The 21,418-nt window shown below is 42.6% G+C and carries 15 protein-coding genes; 10 read left to right on the top strand and 5 right to left on the bottom strand.

Going from position 1 to position 21,418, the window contains the following annotated elements; genetic code table 11:
• The first annotated feature begins 63 nt into the window (after window positions 1–63).
• The 3 genes from arsB to arsC all read left to right on the top strand — a co-directional run bounded on the left by arsB (window position 64) and on the right by arsC (window position 2,189).
• Window positions 64–1,209, top strand: coding sequence for an ACR3 family arsenite efflux transporter (gene arsB, locus VB732_RS31205; protein WP_323234728.1), 1,146 nt, complete (start codon window positions 64–66; stop codon window positions 1,207–1,209).
• A gap of 29 nt (window positions 1,210–1,238) precedes the next feature.
• On the top strand, window positions 1,239–1,703 hold the full coding sequence (locus VB732_RS31200) for an ArsI/CadI family heavy metal resistance metalloenzyme (RefSeq protein ID WP_323234727.1): 465 nt from the start codon (window positions 1,239–1,241) through the stop codon (window positions 1,701–1,703).
• Window positions 1,704–1,793: 90 nt separating this feature from the next.
• Window positions 1,794–2,189: an arsenate reductase, glutathione/glutaredoxin type gene (arsC, locus tag VB732_RS31195; RefSeq protein WP_323234726.1), complete on the top strand. Its 396-nt coding sequence runs from the start codon at window positions 1,794–1,796 to the stop codon at window positions 2,187–2,189.
• Here arsC and VB732_RS31190 read toward each other — a convergent pair whose 3' ends face one another.
• A complete protein-coding gene (locus VB732_RS31190) occupies window positions 2,190–5,954 on the bottom strand; it encodes a PAS domain S-box protein (protein ID WP_323234725.1) in 3,765 nt (1,254 codons plus the stop codon).
• Window positions 5,951–6,277 (bottom strand): helix-turn-helix domain-containing protein, encoded by a 327-nt coding sequence (locus tag VB732_RS31185; RefSeq protein ID WP_323234724.1) that lies wholly within the window; start codon window positions 6,275–6,277, stop codon window positions 5,951–5,953. Before VB732_RS31185 ends, VB732_RS31190 begins: the two co-directional genes overlap by 4 nt.
• A 349-nt stretch (window positions 6,278–6,626) precedes the next feature.
• On the opposite strand from VB732_RS31185, the gene VB732_RS31180 reads away from it, so the two are divergent.
• Both VB732_RS31180 and VB732_RS31175 read left to right on the top strand, forming a co-directional pair.
• Window positions 6,627–7,655, top strand: coding sequence for a 1-acyl-sn-glycerol-3-phosphate acyltransferase (locus VB732_RS31180; protein ID WP_323234723.1), 1,029 nt, complete (start codon window positions 6,627–6,629; stop codon window positions 7,653–7,655).
• 367 nt (window positions 7,656–8,022) lie between these two features.
• Entirely contained in the window at window positions 8,023–8,763 is a 741-nt protein-coding gene (locus VB732_RS31175) for a DUF3891 family protein (protein ID WP_323234722.1), read from the top strand.
• A gap of 508 nt (window positions 8,764–9,271) precedes the next feature.
• Here the strand turns inward: VB732_RS31175 and VB732_RS31170 are convergent.
• The 3 genes from VB732_RS31170 to VB732_RS31160 all read right to left on the bottom strand — a co-directional run bounded on the left by VB732_RS31170 (window position 9,272) and on the right by VB732_RS31160 (window position 14,349).
• Entirely contained in the window at window positions 9,272–10,999 is a 1,728-nt protein-coding gene (locus VB732_RS31170; protein ID WP_323234721.1) for an NFACT family protein, read from the bottom strand.
• A 332-nt stretch (window positions 11,000–11,331) separates the two neighbouring features.
• The gene (locus VB732_RS31165; protein WP_323234720.1) at window positions 11,332–13,044 is read right to left on the bottom strand and encodes a putative bifunctional diguanylate cyclase/phosphodiesterase; all 1,713 of its coding nucleotides are present in this window, start codon (window positions 13,042–13,044) and stop codon (window positions 11,332–11,334) included.
• 615 nt (window positions 13,045–13,659) lie between these two features.
• Complete coding sequence (locus tag VB732_RS31160; RefSeq protein WP_323234719.1) at window positions 13,660–14,349, bottom strand: phosphorylase; 690 nt, start codon at window positions 14,347–14,349, stop codon at window positions 13,660–13,662.
• A 375-nt stretch (window positions 14,350–14,724) separates the two neighbouring features.
• Here VB732_RS31160 and VB732_RS31155 point away from each other — a divergent pair, with 375 nt between their 5' ends.
• From VB732_RS31155 to hpnH, 5 genes are all read left to right on the top strand, one after another.
• Window positions 14,725–17,409: an efflux RND transporter permease subunit gene (locus VB732_RS31155; protein ID WP_323234717.1), complete on the top strand. Its 2,685-nt coding sequence runs from the start codon at window positions 14,725–14,727 to the stop codon at window positions 17,407–17,409.
• The gene (gene hpnA, locus VB732_RS31150; protein ID WP_323234716.1) at window positions 17,409–18,437 is read left to right on the top strand and encodes a hopanoid-associated sugar epimerase; all 1,029 of its coding nucleotides are present in this window, start codon (window positions 17,409–17,411) and stop codon (window positions 18,435–18,437) included. The genes VB732_RS31155 and hpnA overlap by 1 nt, the downstream gene beginning before the upstream one ends.
• 170 nt (window positions 18,438–18,607) lie before the next feature.
• Window positions 18,608–19,747 carry an RRXRR domain-containing protein gene (locus VB732_RS31145; protein WP_323234715.1) on the top strand — a complete coding sequence of 380 codons (1,140 nt, stop codon included), beginning with the start codon at window positions 18,608–18,610 and terminating at the stop codon, window positions 19,745–19,747.
• A 244-nt stretch (window positions 19,748–19,991) separates the two neighbouring features.
• Window positions 19,992–20,225: a hypothetical protein gene (locus tag VB732_RS31140; RefSeq protein WP_323234714.1), complete on the top strand. Its 234-nt coding sequence runs from the start codon at window positions 19,992–19,994 to the stop codon at window positions 20,223–20,225.
• A 99-nt stretch (window positions 20,226–20,324) separates the two neighbouring features.
• Window positions 20,325–21,344 (top strand): adenosyl-hopene transferase HpnH, encoded by a 1,020-nt coding sequence (gene hpnH, locus VB732_RS31135; protein WP_323234713.1) that lies wholly within the window; start codon window positions 20,325–20,327, stop codon window positions 21,342–21,344.
• Window positions 21,345–21,418 lie beyond the last annotated feature (74 nt).

Here is a 21,418-nt window from a genome sequence, read left to right as displayed (position 1 = left end):
TGCTTCTTCCCTACTCCCCACTCCCTACTCCCCACTCCCCAAAAATATTTCAGGCTTACATCCATGAGTACGAATTCGCAACTGAATACAGCACAAGCAGGGAGCAATCTCAGTTTTTTTGAAAAATACCTTACCGTTTGGGTATTTCTGTGCATCTTGGCAGGAATTGCACTAGGAAGATTATTTCCACAGATAGCGGTGACGCTGGATGCGTTGAGTATTTACCAAGTGTCAATTCCCATTGCAGTATGTCTGTTTTTCATGATGTATCCGATCATGGTAAAAATAGATTTTACTCAAGCTAAAAATGCTATCCGTGCCCCAAAACCTGTAATTCTCACCTTGGTGGTGAACTGGTTGATTAAGCCATTCACGATGGTAGTATTTGCCCAATTTTTCTTGGGTTGGTTGTTCCGTCCGTTAATTGCTGGAACAGAATTAATTCGTGGTGACGAAATAGCGATCGCTAATTCCTACATTGCTGGTACGATTTTACTGGGAATTGCTCCTTGTACTGCAATGGTGTTGCTGTGGGGTTATCTTTCTTATGGCAATCAGGGACACACTTTGGTGATGGTGGCGGTTAATTCTCTGATGATGCTGTTTTTGTATGCACCTTTAGGTAGGTGGTTACTGGCGGCAAATGATTTAACAGTACCGTGGCAAACAATTGTTTTGTCAGTACTTATTTATGTCGGCTTGCCATTAGTGGCCGGAATGTATAGCCGTTATTGGATTTTTAAATACAAAGGTAAAGACTGGTTTGAACGGAGATTTATCAAGTATCTCAGTCCAATTTCTATTACCGCCCTGCTGATTACTTTGGTTTTGCTGTTTGCGTTCAAGGGTGAATTAATTGTTAGCAATCCCTTGCACATCTTGTTAATTGCCGTGCCACTATTCATCCAAACTAATTTCATTTTTTTGATTAGTTATGTGGCAGCCTTAAAACTGAATATATCTTATGAGGATGCCGCACCCGCAGCATTAATTGGAGCCAGTAATCACTTTGAAGTTGCGATCGCAACAGCAGTAATGCTCTTTGGCTTAAATTCTGGTGCTGCACTTGCTACAGTGGTAGGCGTTTTAATCGAAGTCCCAGTAATGTTAATGCTGGTTGAGGTTTGTAAGCGCACAGCATTTTGGTTCCCACGAGAGCCGGAAAAAGCAACATTGCGAGATCCACGGTGTAATGTAATTCGTAATTAAATTTTGAAAATCTTACAAGGAGCAAAATTATGGCAGTTCTAAAAACTCATGTGGCTTTAAATGTTACTGACGTTGAAAAGTCTGTAGCATTTTATCGGGCTATGTTTGGTGTGGAACCGATGAAATATAAGGATGGCTACGCTAAGTTTGATATTTCTAGCCCAGCGTTAAATTTGACATTGAATCTGGCTCATAGCATTCAGGCTAGTGGTGCATTGAGTGCATTGTCTCACTTGGGTGTACAAGTTGAAAGTACAGAAGAAGTGCGATCGGCTATCCAAAGATTTACGGAGGCAGGGCTAGCATTATTTACCGAAGACAACACTGATTGCTGCTACGCTTTGCAAGATAAAGTTTGGGTAACAGATCCAGACGGGAATCGTTGGGAAGTTTTTGTAGTGAAAGTGGGGGATACAGCGCCAGAAAAGAATTTGGTGACTACAGTTAATTCGGCTGAGGTAGTCAAGGCTGTTAATAAGCCATGTTGTGCTTAGATTGATATCCCCCCGCCGCTATATCAGATACTCATGATATGGCGGCGGGTTCCTAAAATCGCTCTTTGAACAATAAAAAGGGAAGGAATTATGAAAAAAGTGATGTTTGTTTGTACGCATAATTCCCGCCGTTCCCAAATGGCAGAGGGATTTGCACATAGATTTGGCGAAAATAAAATTGCTGTCACAAGTTCTGGTTTAGCGCCAAGTAAGGTAGATCCTATCACTGTTGAAGTGATGGCAGAAATCGGCATTGATATTAGTAATCAAACCTCGAAGCCTTTAAGTGATTTCAATGCGGAAGATTATGATGCTGCGATTTCATTATGTGGTTGTGGTGTTAACTTACCCGAAAAATGGGTATTAAGAGATGTGTTTGAAGATTGGCAACTTGATGATCCAGCAGGGCAATCAATTGAAACGTTTCGCCGGATTCGAGATGAACTTAAGGAACGAGTTGTAAAGTTAATTGATTCCCTCAGTTAATTATAAGGATCGTGAGTTAGTTTGCAGGTTGCTACAACTACAAATTAGGTTTGCGATCGCTCGAACTAATTTAGCTGGCTCCACAGGTTTAGTGATATGCTCTCCAAATCCGGCGGCGATTGCTTGTTGGTAATCGGCCTCAGCAGCATAAGCTGTAAGAGCGATCGCTGGAATTTTTCCTCCTTCTTCTGGTGACATAGTTCTAATTTGACGCATTAACATATAGCCGTCTATTTCTGGCATTCCAATGTCGCTTAAGAGTAGATTTGGTTTGAACTCAGGCAAAGCTTGTAACGCTTCCAAAGCCGATGCAGCCTGAGTTACAACCGCGCCAGATTGCTCTAAAATGAAAGCAATTAACTCTCGCGTATCACGCTCATCATCCACAAGCAGAATTTTCACCCCATTTAGATCGGGTAAATTATCAGGTTGTATATAAATCTGGTGGCTATCTGGATGAATCTTAATCATCGGTAGCATAACTGTAAAAGTTGCTCCCTGTTCTTCGCCCAAACTTTCTGCCTTAACAGTGCCCCCATGTAGCTCGACGATATGACGAACAATAGCTAATCCTAATCCCAATCCCCCAAATTTTCTGGTAGTTGCACCATCAGCTTGGCGAAAGTATTCAAATACGAATGGTAAAAAATCTGGGCTAATTCCCTTACCTGTATCACTGACTCGAATTTGAACCTGGGAATCAACAGACTGTAAACTAATTTCTACCTCTCCACCTTGAGGCGTAAACTTAATCGCATTAGAAAGGAGATTCCACATAACTTGCTGCAAGCGACCGGAATCACCTGTTACTAAGAATTTTGAATCGCTCCTTTGGGGCGCTGGGAGTGCAACTGGAATTTGGGATTTTAAATTGTCAGCTTGGTTGTTAAAATCTACAGATTCTAAATTTATTTGAGAGTTGTCTAATTCAAAATCTAAAATCGTAAATCGCAAATTGATAGATTTAGCTTGGGCGGCTAAACGTACAGTTTCTATCGCTGCTGCGATCGCAGTTTCTAAATTCACAGGAGCAATATTTAAACTCAGTTTACCTTGCAAAATCCGAGAGACATCCAACAAGTCTTCAATTAGTTGAGTCTGAAGCTTGGCATTGCGCTCAATGGTTTCGAGGGCGCGAGTAGTAGTTGCTTCATCATACTTTTTAGTTTGCAGTAACTTCGACCATCCCAAAATCGGGTTTAGCGGCGTGCGAAGTTCGTGGGAAAGAACCGCCAAAAATTCATCTTTAATCCGGTTAGCTTGGATCAATTCTTCTTTGCGTCGCTGTAACGAAGTCATTAATTCGGCTCGTTCCAAAGCAACCGCTACCTGATCGGAGGTTGCTTGCAGTAAGGCAATTTCCCCAGAGGTGAAGTGGGTACGGGTGCGGCTGGCAAAGGAGAGGACACCAAGTAGCTTTCCCTGAGCGATTAAGGGTTGACCTGCATAAGCTGTAATTTGCAAAAACTGGAGAAGGCGGATGTGGGCATTTGGATGAGTAGAGTTAAGTACATCATTGATGACAATTTGACGGCGTTCTTGCGCTATTAATCCACACATTTCTTGATTAAATTCTAGGTATTCAATTGTTTGAAATACTTCATCACTGATGCCGCTCCAACCTACTAAGCGAAGTTTCTGCTGATTTTCGTGCGTCTCAATTAGATAGTGGAAGTAGAAATGCAAATCCATCTGCGCCGAGAGTTTGCTAAACAAGCTGTTCATTAAATCCAAGGGACGCTCGGTTGAAAGCAAATCACTGGTTGTCTCAGAGAGTAGCTTAAGTCTTTCACTACGCTCTTGCAAAGCTTGTTCAGCAAGCTGGCGTTCACGAAGAATGCGCTCGCGTTCGGTGATGTCAACTGCAACCCCTCCTACTAGGCGTTGCCCAGATGGATCGGCAATGGGAAACTTATATACCAAAAATTCTCCCAGAGTGCCATCTGTGCGTGGGGCAGATTCGATGGTTTCAACAACCTGATTCGTCTGGGCAACTATTCTAATGTTATCAAGAAAGGGTTGAGCGATTTCGGCTGGGTATAAGTCAGAAATATTTTTATTAATTGCCTTATTTGTTGCTACATGGAATATGCTCAGATAAGTTGGACTGAGGTAAAGTACACGCCCCTCTGCATTGGTAATCCATGCTGCGGCTGGAATATTGTCCATAAAAGCTTGAAATTGCTCTTGACTCTGACTCAGCGCTTTTTTCGTTTGCTTAAGGTCGCTAATATCAAGAATGAATGCAACTGATTGCTGCCGAGATTCTCCTAAAAGGGAGTAGCCAACTACAACCGGGACAATAGAACCGTCTTTGCGAATACATTCCTTTTCATAAGGTGTACAGGTTCCCTTTGCTGTGGCCTCGGCAATAGCCAGTTCATCTAAATATTGATACTCAGGGAGAGTGATATCAGTCCACCGCAATCTCCCAGCTTTGATATCTGCTTGGGTATAGCCCACAATTCGTAAGAATTCGTCGTTGGCTTCGGTGATACTACCATTCACATCGCCAAAGATAATGCCAACGATATTTGCTTTAAAAAAACTTCTGAGCCGTTCTTCACTTTCTTGGACTGCTTTTTCTGCTTGCTTGCGTAAGCGAAGCTCGTCGTAAACATCGCTAATATCTGTAGTACTGCCAACTATGCGTACTGGCTTGCCGTCAGCATCCCGTTGCACTACTATTCCCCGATCGATTACATGGACGTAATGGTTATCTTGGTTGCGAATGCGATACTCAGAAGTATAGCGATCGCTATTTGCCAAAGCAACTACCGACTCTTCTTGTACGCGCTGTAAATCTTCTGGATGAACAAGCTCACGCCACCAAGTAGCTGTTGGTTCAGCAATATCAAGGGAATAGCCCAAAATCCGGGTTAACCCATCGGTTCTTTCGACTGTATCCTGTTCTAGATTCCAGTCATAAATAAGACAGTTGACCGCAGATGCCGCTAACTCAAAACGTTCGTTAGCTAACCTTAGACGTTCTTCCTTGTCCCGCAAGATTTGTTCGGCTTGTTTGCGTTCGCTCAAATCAATAACAAAGCCAATCACAGTTTCTTCACTGTCTTCCACGAGGACAGAACCGAGCAAAACGGGAACTCTTGTGCCATCTTTGCAGATATATTCTTTCTCAAAGGGTTTACATACTCCGGTTGTTCTCAGTTCTTCTACTGAACGTTCACTCAATAGAAGATACTCAGTTGGAGTAATTTCACGCCACTTTATTTGGTTAGCAGACAAATCTTCTCGCGTATAGCCGACCATTTTCAGAAAAGCATCATTGGCTTCTATGATGCAACCGTTTTTCATCTCGGTGACAATGACTCCAATAATGTTGGATTCTGCCAGTCGGCTAAACCGCATTTCGCTATTTTGCAACAATTTTAGGCTTGTCTCTGCCTTGCGTCTAGCAGTTCGCAGCTCTGAAGAGAGGGCAGTAATTAAGAAGGATACTAGTGAGAATGTGGTTAATTGTACTAAGACGTTCGGGCTGAGAAAATCGAACGAGTGAATTGGCTCGATTAAAAAATAGAGCGCAGTTGTAACAGATAATGCGATCGCTAATATTCCAAGTCCCATGCCGCCATACCAGGCGCTGATTGCCACAGCAGCATAAAATAATGTAAATACGCTCGGATCGAAAACTGGTAGCAATAGTCCCGTTAGCAGCAGTGCTGCTATAACTGCCAGAACCATCACACCATAAGTTAGTAACCAAGAGCGCATCATCAAAATTTTTTCGGGTACTTTCACCATCATTTATAAGAGTCCTCCCGTTGCTCCGCTTTTAGGAGATACTCGTTCAGTAGTTTTTTGCCTGGTTCGCCCATGTTCTCTAACATCTCTTCAATCAGCTTGAGTGCCATCTGTGAAGGCACTGTAGATCCGTTCTCCCAACGATTGACTGTTCGCAGGGAAACTCCTAACTTAGCTGCAAACTTCTCCTGAGAAAGATGGAGTTGCTGCCGCAGTTCACGGATTAAATCTGAAATTTTGAGTCGTTTTCCTAATTCCATAATAGGAAGATTAAGACAGGTGTCTCGCCATTTGGCTCCCACTTTAGGATGAATTTGAACAATCATTAGTTAATATCATTTTCATCTTTTGGCAAAATCCCAATATCATTAATTAAATACGTCAATTCTATAGCTTCTGATAACTGGAGAAGACAACTATAAAATAAATATTAAATTTTGTTGATTATGTAATTCAATAATAGTATAGGAATCATATTTGATTTCTGAAAATATTTCGTACATCTCGAAAAGGTTAATTCACTACTCCCTACCTACGCAAATAATTTCATTTATCAAGTCAGATTTCTATAGTCAATAGCTTTTAAGATGCGCTTAACCTGAGTTAGATACCGATGGCAAAGCTAGAAAGCTATAATGGGATTTTAATCAAATGTTTGCCTGAACTTTAACCGCTTTGATTAATCAACACTCCGAAAACCTCCTCGGCACAGAACTGGAAAATCCACCAGGCGAAGGCTATATATTTAGCTGGTTTGATTGGTTTTGTCTTTGGTATCCTCCAGGCTGGCTAATTTTATTCAACCGCCATTGGCAGCGCTACCATGCTGATAAAGACGGTTGGAATTGGATCGAATATGGATTATTTTTAATTCCTGGCGGATTTTATCTGGCCTTGCTGAGTCGTTGGTTGCGTCTTGGTTTTCGTTCACCGCAAACAGAAGTTAGTGAATTTGATCCCAAATATCAACAAGCTTTTCGCAAAGAAATTCTTGGCCCCATTGTCAAATACTATTTTCGGGGAGAATTACAACAAGTCGAAAACTTGCCACAAACAGGGCCATTAATTGTGGCAATGAATCACGCAGGGATGTGTTTTCCTTGGGATTTTTTGGCTTTGGGTTATTTATTAAGTGAAACTAGAGGATGGGTGGTACAGCCTGTAGCAAATCTAGCATTATTTGAGCATCCTTGGATGATTTGGTGGCTACCATCGAAATGGTCGCAGGTTTTGGGCGGTGTGCGAGCCGAATTAGATAATTTTGAGGCAGCTATCGTCCAAGATAAAATTCTCTTATATGCGCCTGAAGGTATTCGCGGCCCGAGGAAAGGTTGGAAAAGACGGTATCAACTAGAAAAGTTTGATGTGAGTTTTATTAAGTTGAGCGATCGCTATCATATTCCCATTCTCCCAGTAGTCTGCATTGGTAGTGAATCTTTACACCCTTGGGCTGTTAATTTACAGAAATTGCAACGACTAGTCAAGTTACCATTTTTGCCTTTCTCACCTTTAATGCTTGCTTTAATTCTGTTCCCTTCAATGGGGATTTGGGCAATGAGAACTCGCTTGAGTTACTCTATTCAACCTTTGGAAACAGCAGAAATACCCAATTCAAACAAAGGGCAGACAGCCGTTTATCAAAAAGCACAAAAATTACGAGAAAAACTGCAATTTAAAATTAATCAAAAACTATTTATCAAGTGAGTCTTAATTCGAGTAGCTAATACAGTATTTGAGATACTAGCAAAAATAACTACTATAAATAGTTTATTTATAATAAATACTTTTACCTACTGGTTATATAGCAGCCCTAAATCAGTCGTAAACAATAAGATCACCGACTTCTCAAAGAAGTCGGTGATCTTAGTTTATCGATTTTCAAAACTCATTTAGGGTTGCTATAACCGCAGATATAATAATTGGTATTATTCAGCATATATCGCAAGCCAGATGTAGTGGTAATCAAAAATCAGCATACTAAAATTATTAATTGAGAAATTAGCTTGCTAAAAAAAATTGAATTTATGTGAGCTAATCTCCAAATCAAAACTTAGAGTCAGGAGATTCATTTGTGATTGTCAATTCTACCCCAAATGGTTGGGAAATTATTTATCATCGTGCCCATGCTTTATTAGCAGCGCAATTAGCAGGACAATGGCAACGCAAAGATGCTCCACCACGGCTTTATGAAACGCTAGCTGCGATTTCTCATCACGATGACCTAGAAAAAGAGTGGGAAGAAGACCTTGTTACTGAAGCAGGTGCGCCGAAGGATTTCACTCTCGCCACAAAAAAGGATGCAAAGATTGGGATTGGCAAAGTGGCGGAACTGGCAAAGAATGCTCGTTACCGGGGACGGTGGGTGGCTCTATTAATTTCCATGCACATCAGCCGTTTAAATGAGCCAAGCCGGGGCACTTTTCCAGAACTAGACAAAATTTTAGATGAGCAACTTCAAAACCAGCAACAGTGGCGCAAAGAACTGGGCATAAAAAAGGAGGAAGTTGATGCAGCTTATGCATTTATGCAATGGTGCGATCGCCTTTCTCTCATTCTCTGTCAGCAGGAACTACCTGAAGATGAGCGGTTTTTAGAAATTAGCAAAGGCCCCGATGGCCAGCGCTACGACATCATGCAGCGTAGCGATCGCTTGGTTACTGTCAAACCTTGGCCATTTCAGGAAAAACAATTTACAGTCAACATTGAAGCCTGTGAATTGTTCCAGACCGAATTTAAAAGCAGTGCCGAATTGAGTCAAGCCCTTCAGTCAGCCCCCGTTAAAGTGCTGGAGTGGACATTTGTTAAGAGCTAGATGCACCTAGCTTTAAAATTTATCTCAGGCGATCGCCTCAACTCGGCCCAATATCCCACCATGACAATATACACTTAGTCTAAATACAAAAAGACCAGCCTCCCACAGCTGGTCTAGAAAATGTTTTTTTGCGTTGTCTTCTCAAGAAAGTTAAAACCCAATTGCGCGTTCCCAAAATGCAACGGGCAACTTTTCTTAACAAATATTGTAACAGTCAACACAGATTTTTCCTGATATTCATCAAAAAAAGATATGAATAAACCCTAAACGCCTCTATCTATTAGAATAATTCAGCAGATCGCTGGGTATAGATGGCAAGAGAGGAGGCAGGGGGGCAGGGAGCAGGGGGCAGGGGGACAAGGGGACAAGGGGACAAGCTGACAAGGTGACAAGGGGACAAGCTGACAAGCTGACAAAAGTTTAGAACTTACAACAAGTCTTTCCCCTTGTCCCCAATTCTCCTTGTCCCCAAGTCCTCTTTCCAATTCCCAATGCTAATGACTAATGACTAATGACTAATGACCATTTGTGGTTTTCCCCAAAGAATGCTCTCCTGTTTGTAAATGGCAATTCCCGGTTTTGCTCCTTTGGGTTTATAAACGTGTTTTGGCTGGGTATAAACTACTGGGACTTGATCGCTCTGACGGGCGCGACTGTAGTAAGCGGCAAGATTGGCTACAAATTGCAAATCAGCTTCTTCTGCCACAGCGCCGGGTTGTAGACGTAGTAACAGATGGCTCCCTGGAATTTCTTGAGCGTGGAACCATAAGTCATAATCTCCAGCGACACGAAAGGTCAATTGGTCATTTTGGCGATTGTTGCGGCCAATTAACACTTCAAAGCCATTAGGGGTAAGGTAACGATGAAAGTTGGTACTAGGGGGTTCGTTTGCGCTACGACTGCGATATTCTGGATCTTCTAAATACTTTTGCCCAATCAACTCTTCGCGGATTTCTTCTAAAGCTCGTAAATCTTCCGCCGTTTGGTAGATGTCTATCTGAGCGATCGCAGCTTCTACTTGTTCTAAATAGTCAATTTCTGTCTGCACTTCTAACAATAGCGGTTCTACAGCAGAACGAGCGCGTTTCAACTTTTGGTGCTGTTTGTAAAGACTTTGGGCATTTTGGACAGCATTTTTATCTGGTTGGAGAGCGATCGCTACTGGCAAATTTGTATCAAAATCAGCAAGGATAATTTCTTTCATCCCCGGTTGCCAGTTTTGCAGGTGAGCCATCAATAAATCAGCTTTGTGTCGATATTCATCAGCTTGATCTGATTGCTGCAACCGCGTTTTAAATGTTTGAGCTTTATTGCGTAATTTTGCCAGAATATTATTCAATTTCTGACTCAACTGATGGCGCAATTGGGAAAATAACTGTTGGTCAATTTGGTTGCTGTAGTAACGGTTGAGTAACTCCTGAACATCTTTAACTTTTTCAACTACACCCCAACCCATTACCGTGTAACCATTTTTTGTCCAACCAGGTTGAAATTTTTTGGCATCCAAAGCTTGCAACCATTCTTGCCAACGCTCAAACAACCGTCGCCAATCGTCAGGGTTGAGAGTTTCAGTAGATGTTTCTGGTGCAATATTTGCTTCTAGCAGCATTAAATCCAACAACGCAGCACTCAAGCCACTATAACTTTTCAGCAATTGCCGCTTGATTGCTCCTGGTACTAAACTTACCCGTTCTTGCCAACGTTCTGGAGATTCGCTCAAACTAGGGACAGTTCCAGTTAGTTTTGGTGGTGTTTCATAAGGTTGTCCGGTTTGGATGGGACGGACACTAGATTGCTGCTGACTGACTTGATGGGCTGCGGTGATAATTATATTGCTGGCATCGGTGAGAATGACGTTGCTATATTTGCCCATGATTTCTGCATAGACATGATACAGGGCGCTTTCTCCGGGACGACGGGCAAATTGCAAATCAATAACACGCTCCCAAGGGGCGATCGCTTCAATACCCACCAGTGCCAAACCACCCAACTGGTGTATTAGTTGTTGGCTAAAGGTAAAGGTATCTGGCGATCGCGGTGGTGGCTCGCCGATACAAATATGTGCTGCTTGGGGATGCCAAGAAATCTGTAGCCAATCACGCTGTTTTAGGGTGCGTAATGCTATAGCAATAGTGTAGCGATCGCGCTGATAAACCTGTTCTGTCCGCGAGGGCAGCCAGTTAGTGCGGATCTCGCTACAAGTAGCTGTAAGGGTGGTGAAATCAACTGGTTGCATAGCCGTTCGCGTTCAAAGGTCGATGCTCAGTATACTTCCATCATCTCTAAATATTGTTATTAATGTATTTTTTGGATGCAGTGTCATATCAATAAAGTCAGAAAATACGACTTTGTGAGTATTTTCTGGCTCTTTATTCTCTTCAGTTATCAGAAAAATGGGTATTTACTCATTACTTATTACTTATTACTCATTACTCCTTCTTAAGGGTGCGTTCACGGCGGTGAGGATGTCAACGGGGGTCTAACCCATACTGGGTTATCCTCAAAAAAGTCGGGGATCTGGACACTGAGAATTTTCACAAACTCAGATAGGATTGCTATAGTAATGACTTATGTTGTGGTAATCTCCATTTGCTGAGAACTTTTCTGCAACATCGGGGCAATTACATCAGCAGGAATTGGACAACTGAAGTAGTAACCCTGCCCTTCATCGCATCCACGCATTTGCAGATATTCTAGCTGCTCTTGGGTTTCCACACCTTCTGCTGTGATTTTCAAGCGGAGGCTCTTTGCTAGGGCAATAATCGCATCGGTGACGGCGGCGCTATCAGGATTAGACATGACATCCTGCACAAACGACCGATCAATTTTGAGCATATTCACAGGAAAGCGTTTCAAATAATTCAGGGAGGAATAACCAGTACCGAAATCGTCTAGAGCCAAGCAGATACCCAGTTCTCGTAATTGTTTTAAGGTTTTAACTGAACGATCAATATCAGCCATCAAGAAGCTTTCTGTTACTTCTAGTTCCAAGGAAGATGCTTGAAGTCCAGTTTCTTCTAGAATTTGGTTGACGATCTCAACCAAATACGGTTGTTCAAACTGTCGAGATGACAGATTCACAGATATCCGAATTGGGGTAAATCCAGCAAGCTGCCAAGCACGGGTTTGGGCGCAAGCAGTTCGCAAAACCCATTCACCAATTTGTACGATCGCACCATTGGCTTCTGCAATGGGAATAAACTTGACTGGAGAAATCATACCTAATGTCGGATGCTGCCAGCGAATCAACGCTTCCATCGCTGTCATTTGTCCGCTATGTAAATCAATCAAAGGTTGATAATAAACCAGCATTTCGCCACGCTCAAGCGCTCCATGTAATTCCTTTTCTAAAGTCAGTCGCTCTTGCAACTGAGCATTCATTTCCGGCGAATAGAATTGGTATTGACTACGCCCTTGCTGCTTCGCTTGATAAAGCGCTATATGAGCCTGTTGTAAAAGTTGATCTACATTATTCGGATCGTTTAGGTGATTAATTGTGATGCCGATGCTGGCGCTAATATGAATCAAGTTACCTTCTAAAGGAAAGGGTTTACTCAAGGTATTTAACAAAGCTTGAGATAACTTGATTACATGTTCCAAAGAATGCATATCGATTCGGGCAAGGACAAATTCATCTCCACTCAAATGGGCAAGAATATCTGTTTGCACCATGCAAGTGGATAGCCTTTGGGAAATTGCTCTTAACAATAAATTTGTTGTCTGATGATCCAACCCATGACTTATACCAGTGAAATCATCAATACTGAGCAAGAAGACAGCTACAAGCCTCTGGTTGTTTTCAGGTTGAGATAAAATCTGATGAAGGCGATCGCGGAATAAATCACGATTGGGTAATCCAGTCAGTTCATCATAATTAGTAATGTAGTGAATTAACTCATCTAGTTTGTGAAGGGTTTGTGATGTATCTGCCATCAAAGTACCCGCTTCATCAGCAAATTCTGTGGGCAATTCGGGTAGTGTTTTGGTGTTCAAATAGTTTTGTAATGCCGCAGATGTAAAAATGACCGGTTTGAGGAGATGGTTTAGGGCATAGAGGGTGACAGCTGTACCCACCAATGTCGCCAATAGAGCAATAATCATAACTCGCGCCGCCATCTCGAAGGAATAGGAGTTTGAGATGACGAAACTCAAAAGTAAACTTAGAAGTGGTACATGAGTACCCAAAAAAGCCACCAACATGATTTTAGCGGTGTAACTTTTCTTCAGCCATTTGAAATGAGCTAAGAACGAGTACAGGTAGAGCTTGTGATTGAGATTCATAAATTCTGTTCTATAAGTTGGCAAATTAGTTCCGAGCTATCCTGGCAAAAAAGTATTTTTAGTTCACAATCCAGTGGAATTAGCTCTCGTGGAACCCAACCCTGATCAGGTTATATATTATGCTTCCCAATATCGTTTTCTACTTGATAGATATAACAATAAAGTTTCTGTAAAACTTATTGCATAAGTAATTTAATCATCAAAATAAAAATTGTATAGATTATTATACTGACGGTAATTCTTCTTTTATAGGACTTGCATGTTGACATAAAATTATAAATATGTTCATGCTTAAAAACCACATCTGTCATAGGGTAAATTCATGAATCACCCCTACGACAGATGTGGTTCTTATAAAAAATGATTAATAAGAAGCTGAAATTATGTATTGACGCTAATACACAACATAAATCTTTTGTATAGTACGTAATCCAGATTTTTTAATGTGATATCAAAGCAAATATAATCACAAATAAACACAAATACTTTTTATAGTTTTATTTCACAAATATCGACTTATATCAAGATATAGTAGGGTAGCATATCTGTGCCACCCTACAAAGTATTTGTATTTCAATTAATTGCAACCCGTTATATTATTAATCCTGCAACAAATTATTCCAGTCTATTCCCAGAAAAAAGCTGATTTGTAACTTGCTCTAATACCTTTAATGCTGTTAATGAACCTCTAATCAGTCGAGTAGCAGCAAGGGGTTGTCGAAGCATTCCCATAGCTAAAGGGAAAGGGTTTAGGGAACCATCAGAGTTAATTGCTGATGTGAGATCGGGGATATCATGCTGACAATTATCACTGACTACTCGTAGCATTGCCACGGATATCCCGACGGCATTAAAAAACTCTAAGGCAGTAAATCCTTCCATATCAACAACATCAGCAGCCAAAGTCTCACCTAAATGGCGTTTTTCGGTAGCAGACCAAATTACGCGATCGCTTGTCATTGATTTGACTAATGATACTTTTTCTGATAATGAAGAGTGTAATTGTGTTGTGAAAGAGCGATCGCACTCTAGAAGCTTCCCTTGATAAACACAATCTTGATACAGCACAATATCACCAACTGTATAGCGATCGCTCAAGCTGCCACATATACCCATAATCAGCACCCTAGATTTGGGAGCTAAAAATTGTCCTTGGTGCAGATACTTAAGTAAAGGCTTCATTCCTACAGGTATGGCTACTACTGTTGGGATGGAACCAGTAACGCCACTTAATCCGCGACACACAGCTTTATATTCTGCTCCTTGAGGAACCAGAATTGTGTTGATGGGCAAAAAATTAGACACTAGCCCTCTCGACAGTTTCAAGTTTGCGTTTGGGTATAAATAGGCGATCGCCGCATAATTCCTTATGCTCAACAGAATTAAGTTTCATTTTTAAAGTTCAATTCTGTATTAAAAATTTTGCCACATCTGAGTGACAATAACTAATATTGCCGTTTGCTAGTGACCAAAACTCGCAAACCCAAGTTGATTGCTGTAGCATGACCGAAGAGGCAGGGGAGCAGGGAGCAGGGAGCAAGGGGGAGGATTTAGGATTCCCCTAGCAAACAAGGGTTTCAGAGCCAATAAATTTATTTACGGGGTCTTCTCCCCTGCTCCCTGCCCCTTTTCCTCATCGATGACTAAATAATTGTGTCACCCACACGATAATTTTCCAAGATGGTTAAGCTTGATCGCTCAAAATCCGCACGAGAACTCTTCAATATTTCCAAATTGGCGATTCAATTTTCGTGGCTGACGGTGAGTTTTTGGATTGCCGTAACGGTAGCTGGTGTTCTGGCTTTCAGTTCCCTTAAGTATGCTTTGTTTCCAGATATTACCTTTCCAGTGGTGGTTGTAAATGCTACAGCCCCCCTGACAACTGCCCTGGATACAGAGGCGAAGCTCACCAAACCCCTGGAAGAACGCCTCCGTTCCCTAGAAGGATTGGAAAATATCCGCTCATCCACCTATCCGAGTCAAACTGCTGTTGCCCTTTCTTTCGCCGTTGGGACTAATTTAGAAACATCAACCAAAGAAGTTGAAACTGCCCTTAAGCAGTTGGTTTTACCTCAAGGAGCAACTTCTAAAATTATTCCCCTGAACTTGAACGAGTCAGCCGCCATTAGCTATGCCATTGAGAGTTCCAAACGGAATCTTACAGATTTGACAAAGTTGGCGCAAGACGAGATTGTAAATGCGATCGCTAAACTCCCAGGAGTTCTAAAAGTTTCACTATTGGGCGGTGCTACTGCAACTCCCCTAAATCCAGCGAATGTAAGTGCAGCAGCCATCCCCCAAGCAGGGGCAACATTAGTCAGGTTTAACGGCCAAGATGCACTCGCATTTCAGGTAATCAAACGCGGTGACGCTAACACCTTAGAAGTGGTGAGTCGAGTTGAAGAAGAAGTCCAAAGATTACGCTCTACCCTCAAGGATGTTAACCTTACCTTAGCTTCTACCCAAGCCGAATATATCCGCCAAGCCACTCAGTCAACAATCGATGCGCTGATGGAGGCCGTCGTCTTGTCGATAGTGGTAATTTTTCCTTTTTTATGGAATTGGCGGGCAACTCTCATCTCTGCTTTGGCGATTCCGACATCTTTGTTGGCAACGTTTATCGTCATGGCGATTTTTGGCTTCAACCTAGAGACAATTACGCTGTTAGCTTTAGCTTTGGTGATTGGTAGCGTCATCGATGATGCGATTATCGATGTCGAAAACATCATGCGGCATATTGATGAGGGGGAAACTCCCCGCCAAGCTGCTTTTTCAGCTACAGATGAAATTGGCTTAACAGTGATTGCCACCACTGCTACAGCAGTAGCGGTTTTTTTACCCATTGGTTTAATGGGTGGGGTAATTGGGCAGTTCTTCAAGCCATTTGGAATCACAGTTTCAGCAGCCATGATTGCTTCGACATTGGTTGCCCGTACATTGTCACCAGCCTTAGCAACTTATTGGTTAAAACCTGCTACTTCAAATTCCCAACGCCGCCAGGAAGCAAACATCTGGGCGAATTTTACCCGATTTTATAGAAACTTACTCAACTGGTCTTTAAACCACCGCAAGACAGTCGTCGCATTAGCCATATTGAGCTTTGTTGCAGGTATGGCTCTAAGTCTACTAATTCCCAAAGGGTTTATTCCTAAATTAGATCGTGGCGAGTTCAATATTACTTACACCGCACCCTTGCCGAGTATTCCTAGTGGAACACAGGTGCAGGGGAACTTCAGTCCCCAATCCCCAATCCCCAATCCCCCATTCCCCATCCCCAACCCCTTAAACGATTCTCTAGAAGTTGCCAAAAAACTAGAAGATGTGGTGAGAAAATCTCCAGTAGTGGAAACGGTGTTTACTACTGTTGGTTCTCGTGAGGGTGAACCTAATAAAGGTACGCTGTATGTGAAGCTCAAGGAAGACCGTAACATCAGGACTGCGGAAGTACAAGACCAATTACGCTCGTCTTTGCCTAATCTCCCTGGTGTGAGTACTAGCGTCGAAGATATTCAATTTGTTGACACTGGCGGACAAAAACCCTTACAGGCTTCACTACGAGGCGATAACCTCCAAAGCCTCAGCAAAGCTGCCAAGGCAATTAAAGAGCGCATCGAAAGATTACCGGGATTTGCTGATGTCACTGTAACAAGCGAAACTAACGGGCAGGGTACGGTTTTTCAAATTGAGCGGCTCAACAATCAACGGGTAGCCTATATCAGTGCCAATCTGGGCAAGGATTTGTCTTTGGGTAGTGCCACAGACCAACTAGTAGCCGAAGCGAAAGCAGTGTTACCTGCTGGTGTAACTTTAGACTTGGGAGGAGATTCGGCCCGCCAAGGTGAAGTATTTAGTAGTTTTGGTACTACTTTGCTTTTATCAGCACTGTGTATTGTCGTGGTACTAATTTTGCTATTCAAAAGTTGGATAGACCCTGTAGTTATTGGTGTTTCTTTGCCCTTGTCAATTGTCGGTGCAATGCTGGCTTTACTTTTTACCAAGAGTGACTTTGGGATGATCTCGCTGATTGGCTTTGTATTTTTGTTAGGACTGGCAAACAAAAATGCCATCTTACTGGTAGATTACATCAACCAACTCCGCACATCTGGCTTAGACCGGACAGAGGCAATTCTCAGGGCTGGGCCAGTTCGCCTCAGACCAATTATGATGACCACTGCTTCTACACTTTTAGGGATGCTACCGATCGCATTAGGTTTTGGTGCTGGTTCCGAATTGCGATCGCCTATGGCTGTAGCGATCGCTGGTGGACTCGTAACTTCAACTATCCTCAGCTTGATTGTTGTGCCGGTAGTCTACAGCATTTTAGATGATTGGTTTCCCCGATTTAAGCAGAGAGGGACAGCTTGATGCAAGTTTTTGTCACGGGGGGTACAGGTTTTATTGGTGCCCACTTGGTACGGTTGTTACTAAAAGAGGGTTACACAGTTAAAGCGCTGGTACGTTCAAGTAGCAATTTAGAAAATCTCCGCAATTTGGAGGTGGAAATTGTTAAAGGTGATTTGAACGATCCAAATCTCTGGCAACAAATGAGAGGTTGTCAATACCTATTTCATGTCGCAGCCCATTATTCCCTGTGGCAAACAGACCGGGACTTACTTCACTATAATAATGTCCTGGGTACGCGCAATGTCTTAGCAGCAGCTAGGAAAGCCAACATCGAACGCACCGTTTACACCAGTTCAGTGGCGGCCATTGGGGTAGGATCGTTTGGTCAAGCGGTCGATGAAACACATCAGAGTCCTTTAGAAAAGCTGGTGGGTAACTACAAAAAGTCTAAGTTTCTGGCTGAACAAGAAGCTATGCAAGCAGTTGCTACGGGTCAAGAGGTCGTTATAGTCAACCCAAGCAGCCCCATTGGATCGTTGGATATCAAACCTACACCCACAGGTGATATAATTTTACGGTTTTTACGACGGCAAATGCCCTTTTACTTGGATACTGGTCTGAATTTTATCGATGTGCGGGATGTAGCGTGGGGGCATTTGCTGGCTTTGCAACGGGGTAAGTCAGGCGATCGCTATATCTTAGGTAATCAAAATCTTAGTCTCAAAGAAGTACTCGAACAACTCGCCGAGATCACAGGTTTTATCGCACCTCAACGAACAGTACCCCCTTGGTTGCCCCTTAGTGTTGCCTGGGTTGATGAAAAGATTCTCGCACCCTTGGGTAAATCGCCCTCAGTACCATTGGATGGCGTTCGGATGGCGAAACAACCGATGTATTACAATGCAGCTAAGGCTGTACGAGAGTTGGGTCTACCTCAATCTTCGCTAAAAGCAGCACTCAAAGAAGCTGTAGATTGGTTTGTTGCTCAGGGGTATGTGAAGTCAATAACCTCACCCTACTTCGTTGAGGGTGGGGCTTGCAAGAAATAGGTCTTGCATGTTTGACTAGCCCACTGAGCCATGTTTAGGTACGAACTCTCGAATACTTCCCCAGTTCGAGTTATCTTCAAGCCTTCTTATTAAAGGCGTTGCATTATGGCAAGCCATCCTAAATATGGTGGGCGAGGGGACTTAAACTTTACTCCGAGGATTATCTCTTTATGCGAGTACCCGTGATTTCATCAGAAAATATCCCGTTAATGCCAACAAAGCCAAGTCGTGCTAGACGTTGGATTAAATCTGGTATTGCGATTGGCAAATTTAACAAACTAGGTATTTTTTATGTTCAATTAATAGTCGAACCATCTGATACCCAGACTCAAGAGATTGTTGTTGGTTTAGACCCTGGCAAAATGTTTTCTGGTGTTGCAGTTCAGTCTCAGAAATACACATTACAGATGTTGCACCTAGTTCTTCCATTCAAAACAGTTAAAGACCGAATGGAACAACGAGCTATGATGCGGCGTAGTAGGCGTGGCAGAAGAATTAATCGCAAAATACCTTACAACCAACGCAGTCATCGTCAAGCTAGATTTGATAATCGTCGGGGATCTAAATTACCTCCAAGTATTCGAGCAAACAAAGATTTGGAATACCGATCGATTAAACTTCTTTCTGAAATCTACCCAGCAAAAATAATCGTTGTAGAAGTTGTAGAAGCCCAAGGTAGCAAAAGTTTTAGCCCTGTGATGGTCGGTCAGCGATATCAAATTAATCGCCTATCTTTTCTTTCTAAAGTCGAATTAAGAAAAGGCTGGGAAACATCAAATCTACGCAAATATCTGGGATTACACAAAGAAAAATCTGACAAGTCTCTACAAATTCCAGAAACTCACGCAGTTGATGCAGTCACGCTGGCAAGCTCACAGTTTGTTAAATACCAAGCATGGGAGGGAGTAAAAAGTCATGGTGCAAGCTGGATAGGCAATGTAATTATTACTAATTCTCAATTCACGGTTTTACGTCGTCCTCCAATTAGTCGCAGACAACTGCATTTAATGGTTCCATCTAAAGGTGGCAACAGACGTAAGTATGGTGGAACTACAACTCGACATGGATTTAGAAAAGGTGATTTTGTTGAAGCTATCCAAGGTAAAAAATCATTCTTCGGTTGGATAAGTGGCGATACCGAAAAACAAGTTTCAGTTAGTGATTGTAATTGGAAAAGGCTAGGACAATGTACTGCTAAAAAAGTTCGATTGATTAAGCCAAACACGGGTTTAATCGTATTGTCAACTCGGAAAATGTTTAATTTAATGGCATCTCCCAAGGGAAGACGGCAAAACCGAACGAACCATTAAATTAAACCCGTTATCCCTCCCCAGGTTGCTTCGCTGAACCTGGGGTATCTCACGGAAACACGATGAAAAATAATAACGCCGTGTGCAACTTTCTCTCAAACCTAACCCCCAACCCCTTCTCTTGTAGGGAAGGGGAGCAAAAATCAAAGCCTCTCTCCCTGTGGGGCTACGGTGTACACACAAATCTTTTAAAGTTGCTGCATAACGTAGGGTGGGTTAATTTTTGTAGGTCGATACAACAAAGGTGCGAGTCGATGCATCAAAGGTGCGAGTCGATGCATCAAAGGTGCGGGGCGATGCATCAAAGGTGCGGGGCGATGCATCAAAGGTGCGGGGCGATGCATCAAAGGTGCGGGGCGATGCATCAAAGGTGCGAGTCGATGCATCAAAGGTGCGAGTCGATGCAACAAACGTTCAGGTCAAGAAACTTGTGTACACCATAGCCATGTGGGGGAGAGGAATGGAAGTAGGGTTTTAAGGATAAGTTGCACACCAAGTAAATATAGTAGGCTAGCTAGCACAGATGTGCATCCCTAATGTGGTGTTTTTAGATATATAAAGAGGAGCGATCGCAACAATGGCAGTTAATCTACAACAAGCTATGGATATTGGGAAGTATCTGGTTACTCAGCGTTTGAAAGGACGCAAACGCTTCCCCTTAGTATTGATGTTGGAACCTCTTTTTCGCTGTAATTTAGCTTGTACTGGTTGTGGTAAAATCCAACATCCCAAGGAAATTTTAAAGCAAAATCTCACCCCAGAACAGTGCTTTACCGCAGTGGAAGAATGCGGCGCACCAGTTGTATCAATTCCTGGGGGAGAACCTCTGCTACATCCCCAGATTGATCAGATTGTTCAAGGATTAATTGAACGCAAGAAATATATTTACTTGTGTACAAATGGTTTGTTGTTAGAAAAGAGCTTGGATAAGTTTCAACCTTCACCTTACCTAACTTTTAGCGTGCATTTAGATGGAATGCGCGAGTTACACGATCATTGTGTAGACCGCCAAGGTGTTTTTGATATTGCTGTCAAAGCCATCCGCGCCGCTAAAGCCAAAGGTTTTCGTGTCACCACTAACACGACGATCTTTGAGGGTACTAAACCCGAAGATATGCAAGAGTTCTTCGACTTTCTGGAAACCCTAAATACTGACGGGATGATGATTTCTCCCGGCTACAGTTACGAGTGGGCACCAGATCAAGATCATTTTCTCCACCGCGAACAAACCCGCACCCTCTTCCGGCAAATTCTCGCCCCCTATAAAGCTGGTGAAAAAAATTGGAACTTCAATCACAATCCCCTGTTCTTAGATTTTCTCACTGGTGAGAAGGACTACGAATGTACGCCTTGGGGTAGCCCGAGTTATAGCGTTCTTGGTTGGCAAAAACCTTGCTATCTGCTAAACGAAGGTTATTACTCTACCTTCAAGGAATTACTCGCACAAACTGATTGGAGTCAATACGGCCAGAAGAGTGGTAATCCCAAGTGTGCTGATTGCATGGTTCACTGCGGCTACGAACCCACCGCCGCAATGGATGCAATGCAACCGCAAAATATGGCGCGTGCCCTCGGCAGTGTGTTTGGCAGAAATTAGTAAGTAGTTAAGGACTTACGCAAAAAATAGCCCAAACTCTAATTTCCAAGTAGGGGCAATTCATGAATCATTGG

Source organism: Nostoc sp. UHCC 0252, assembly GCF_034931145.1.
Classification (GTDB): Bacteria; Cyanobacteriota; Cyanobacteriia; order Cyanobacteriales; family Nostocaceae; genus Nostoc.
The sequence above is the reverse complement of the archived record's forward strand: the minus strand, read 5'-3'. Positions and strand labels throughout refer to the sequence as shown.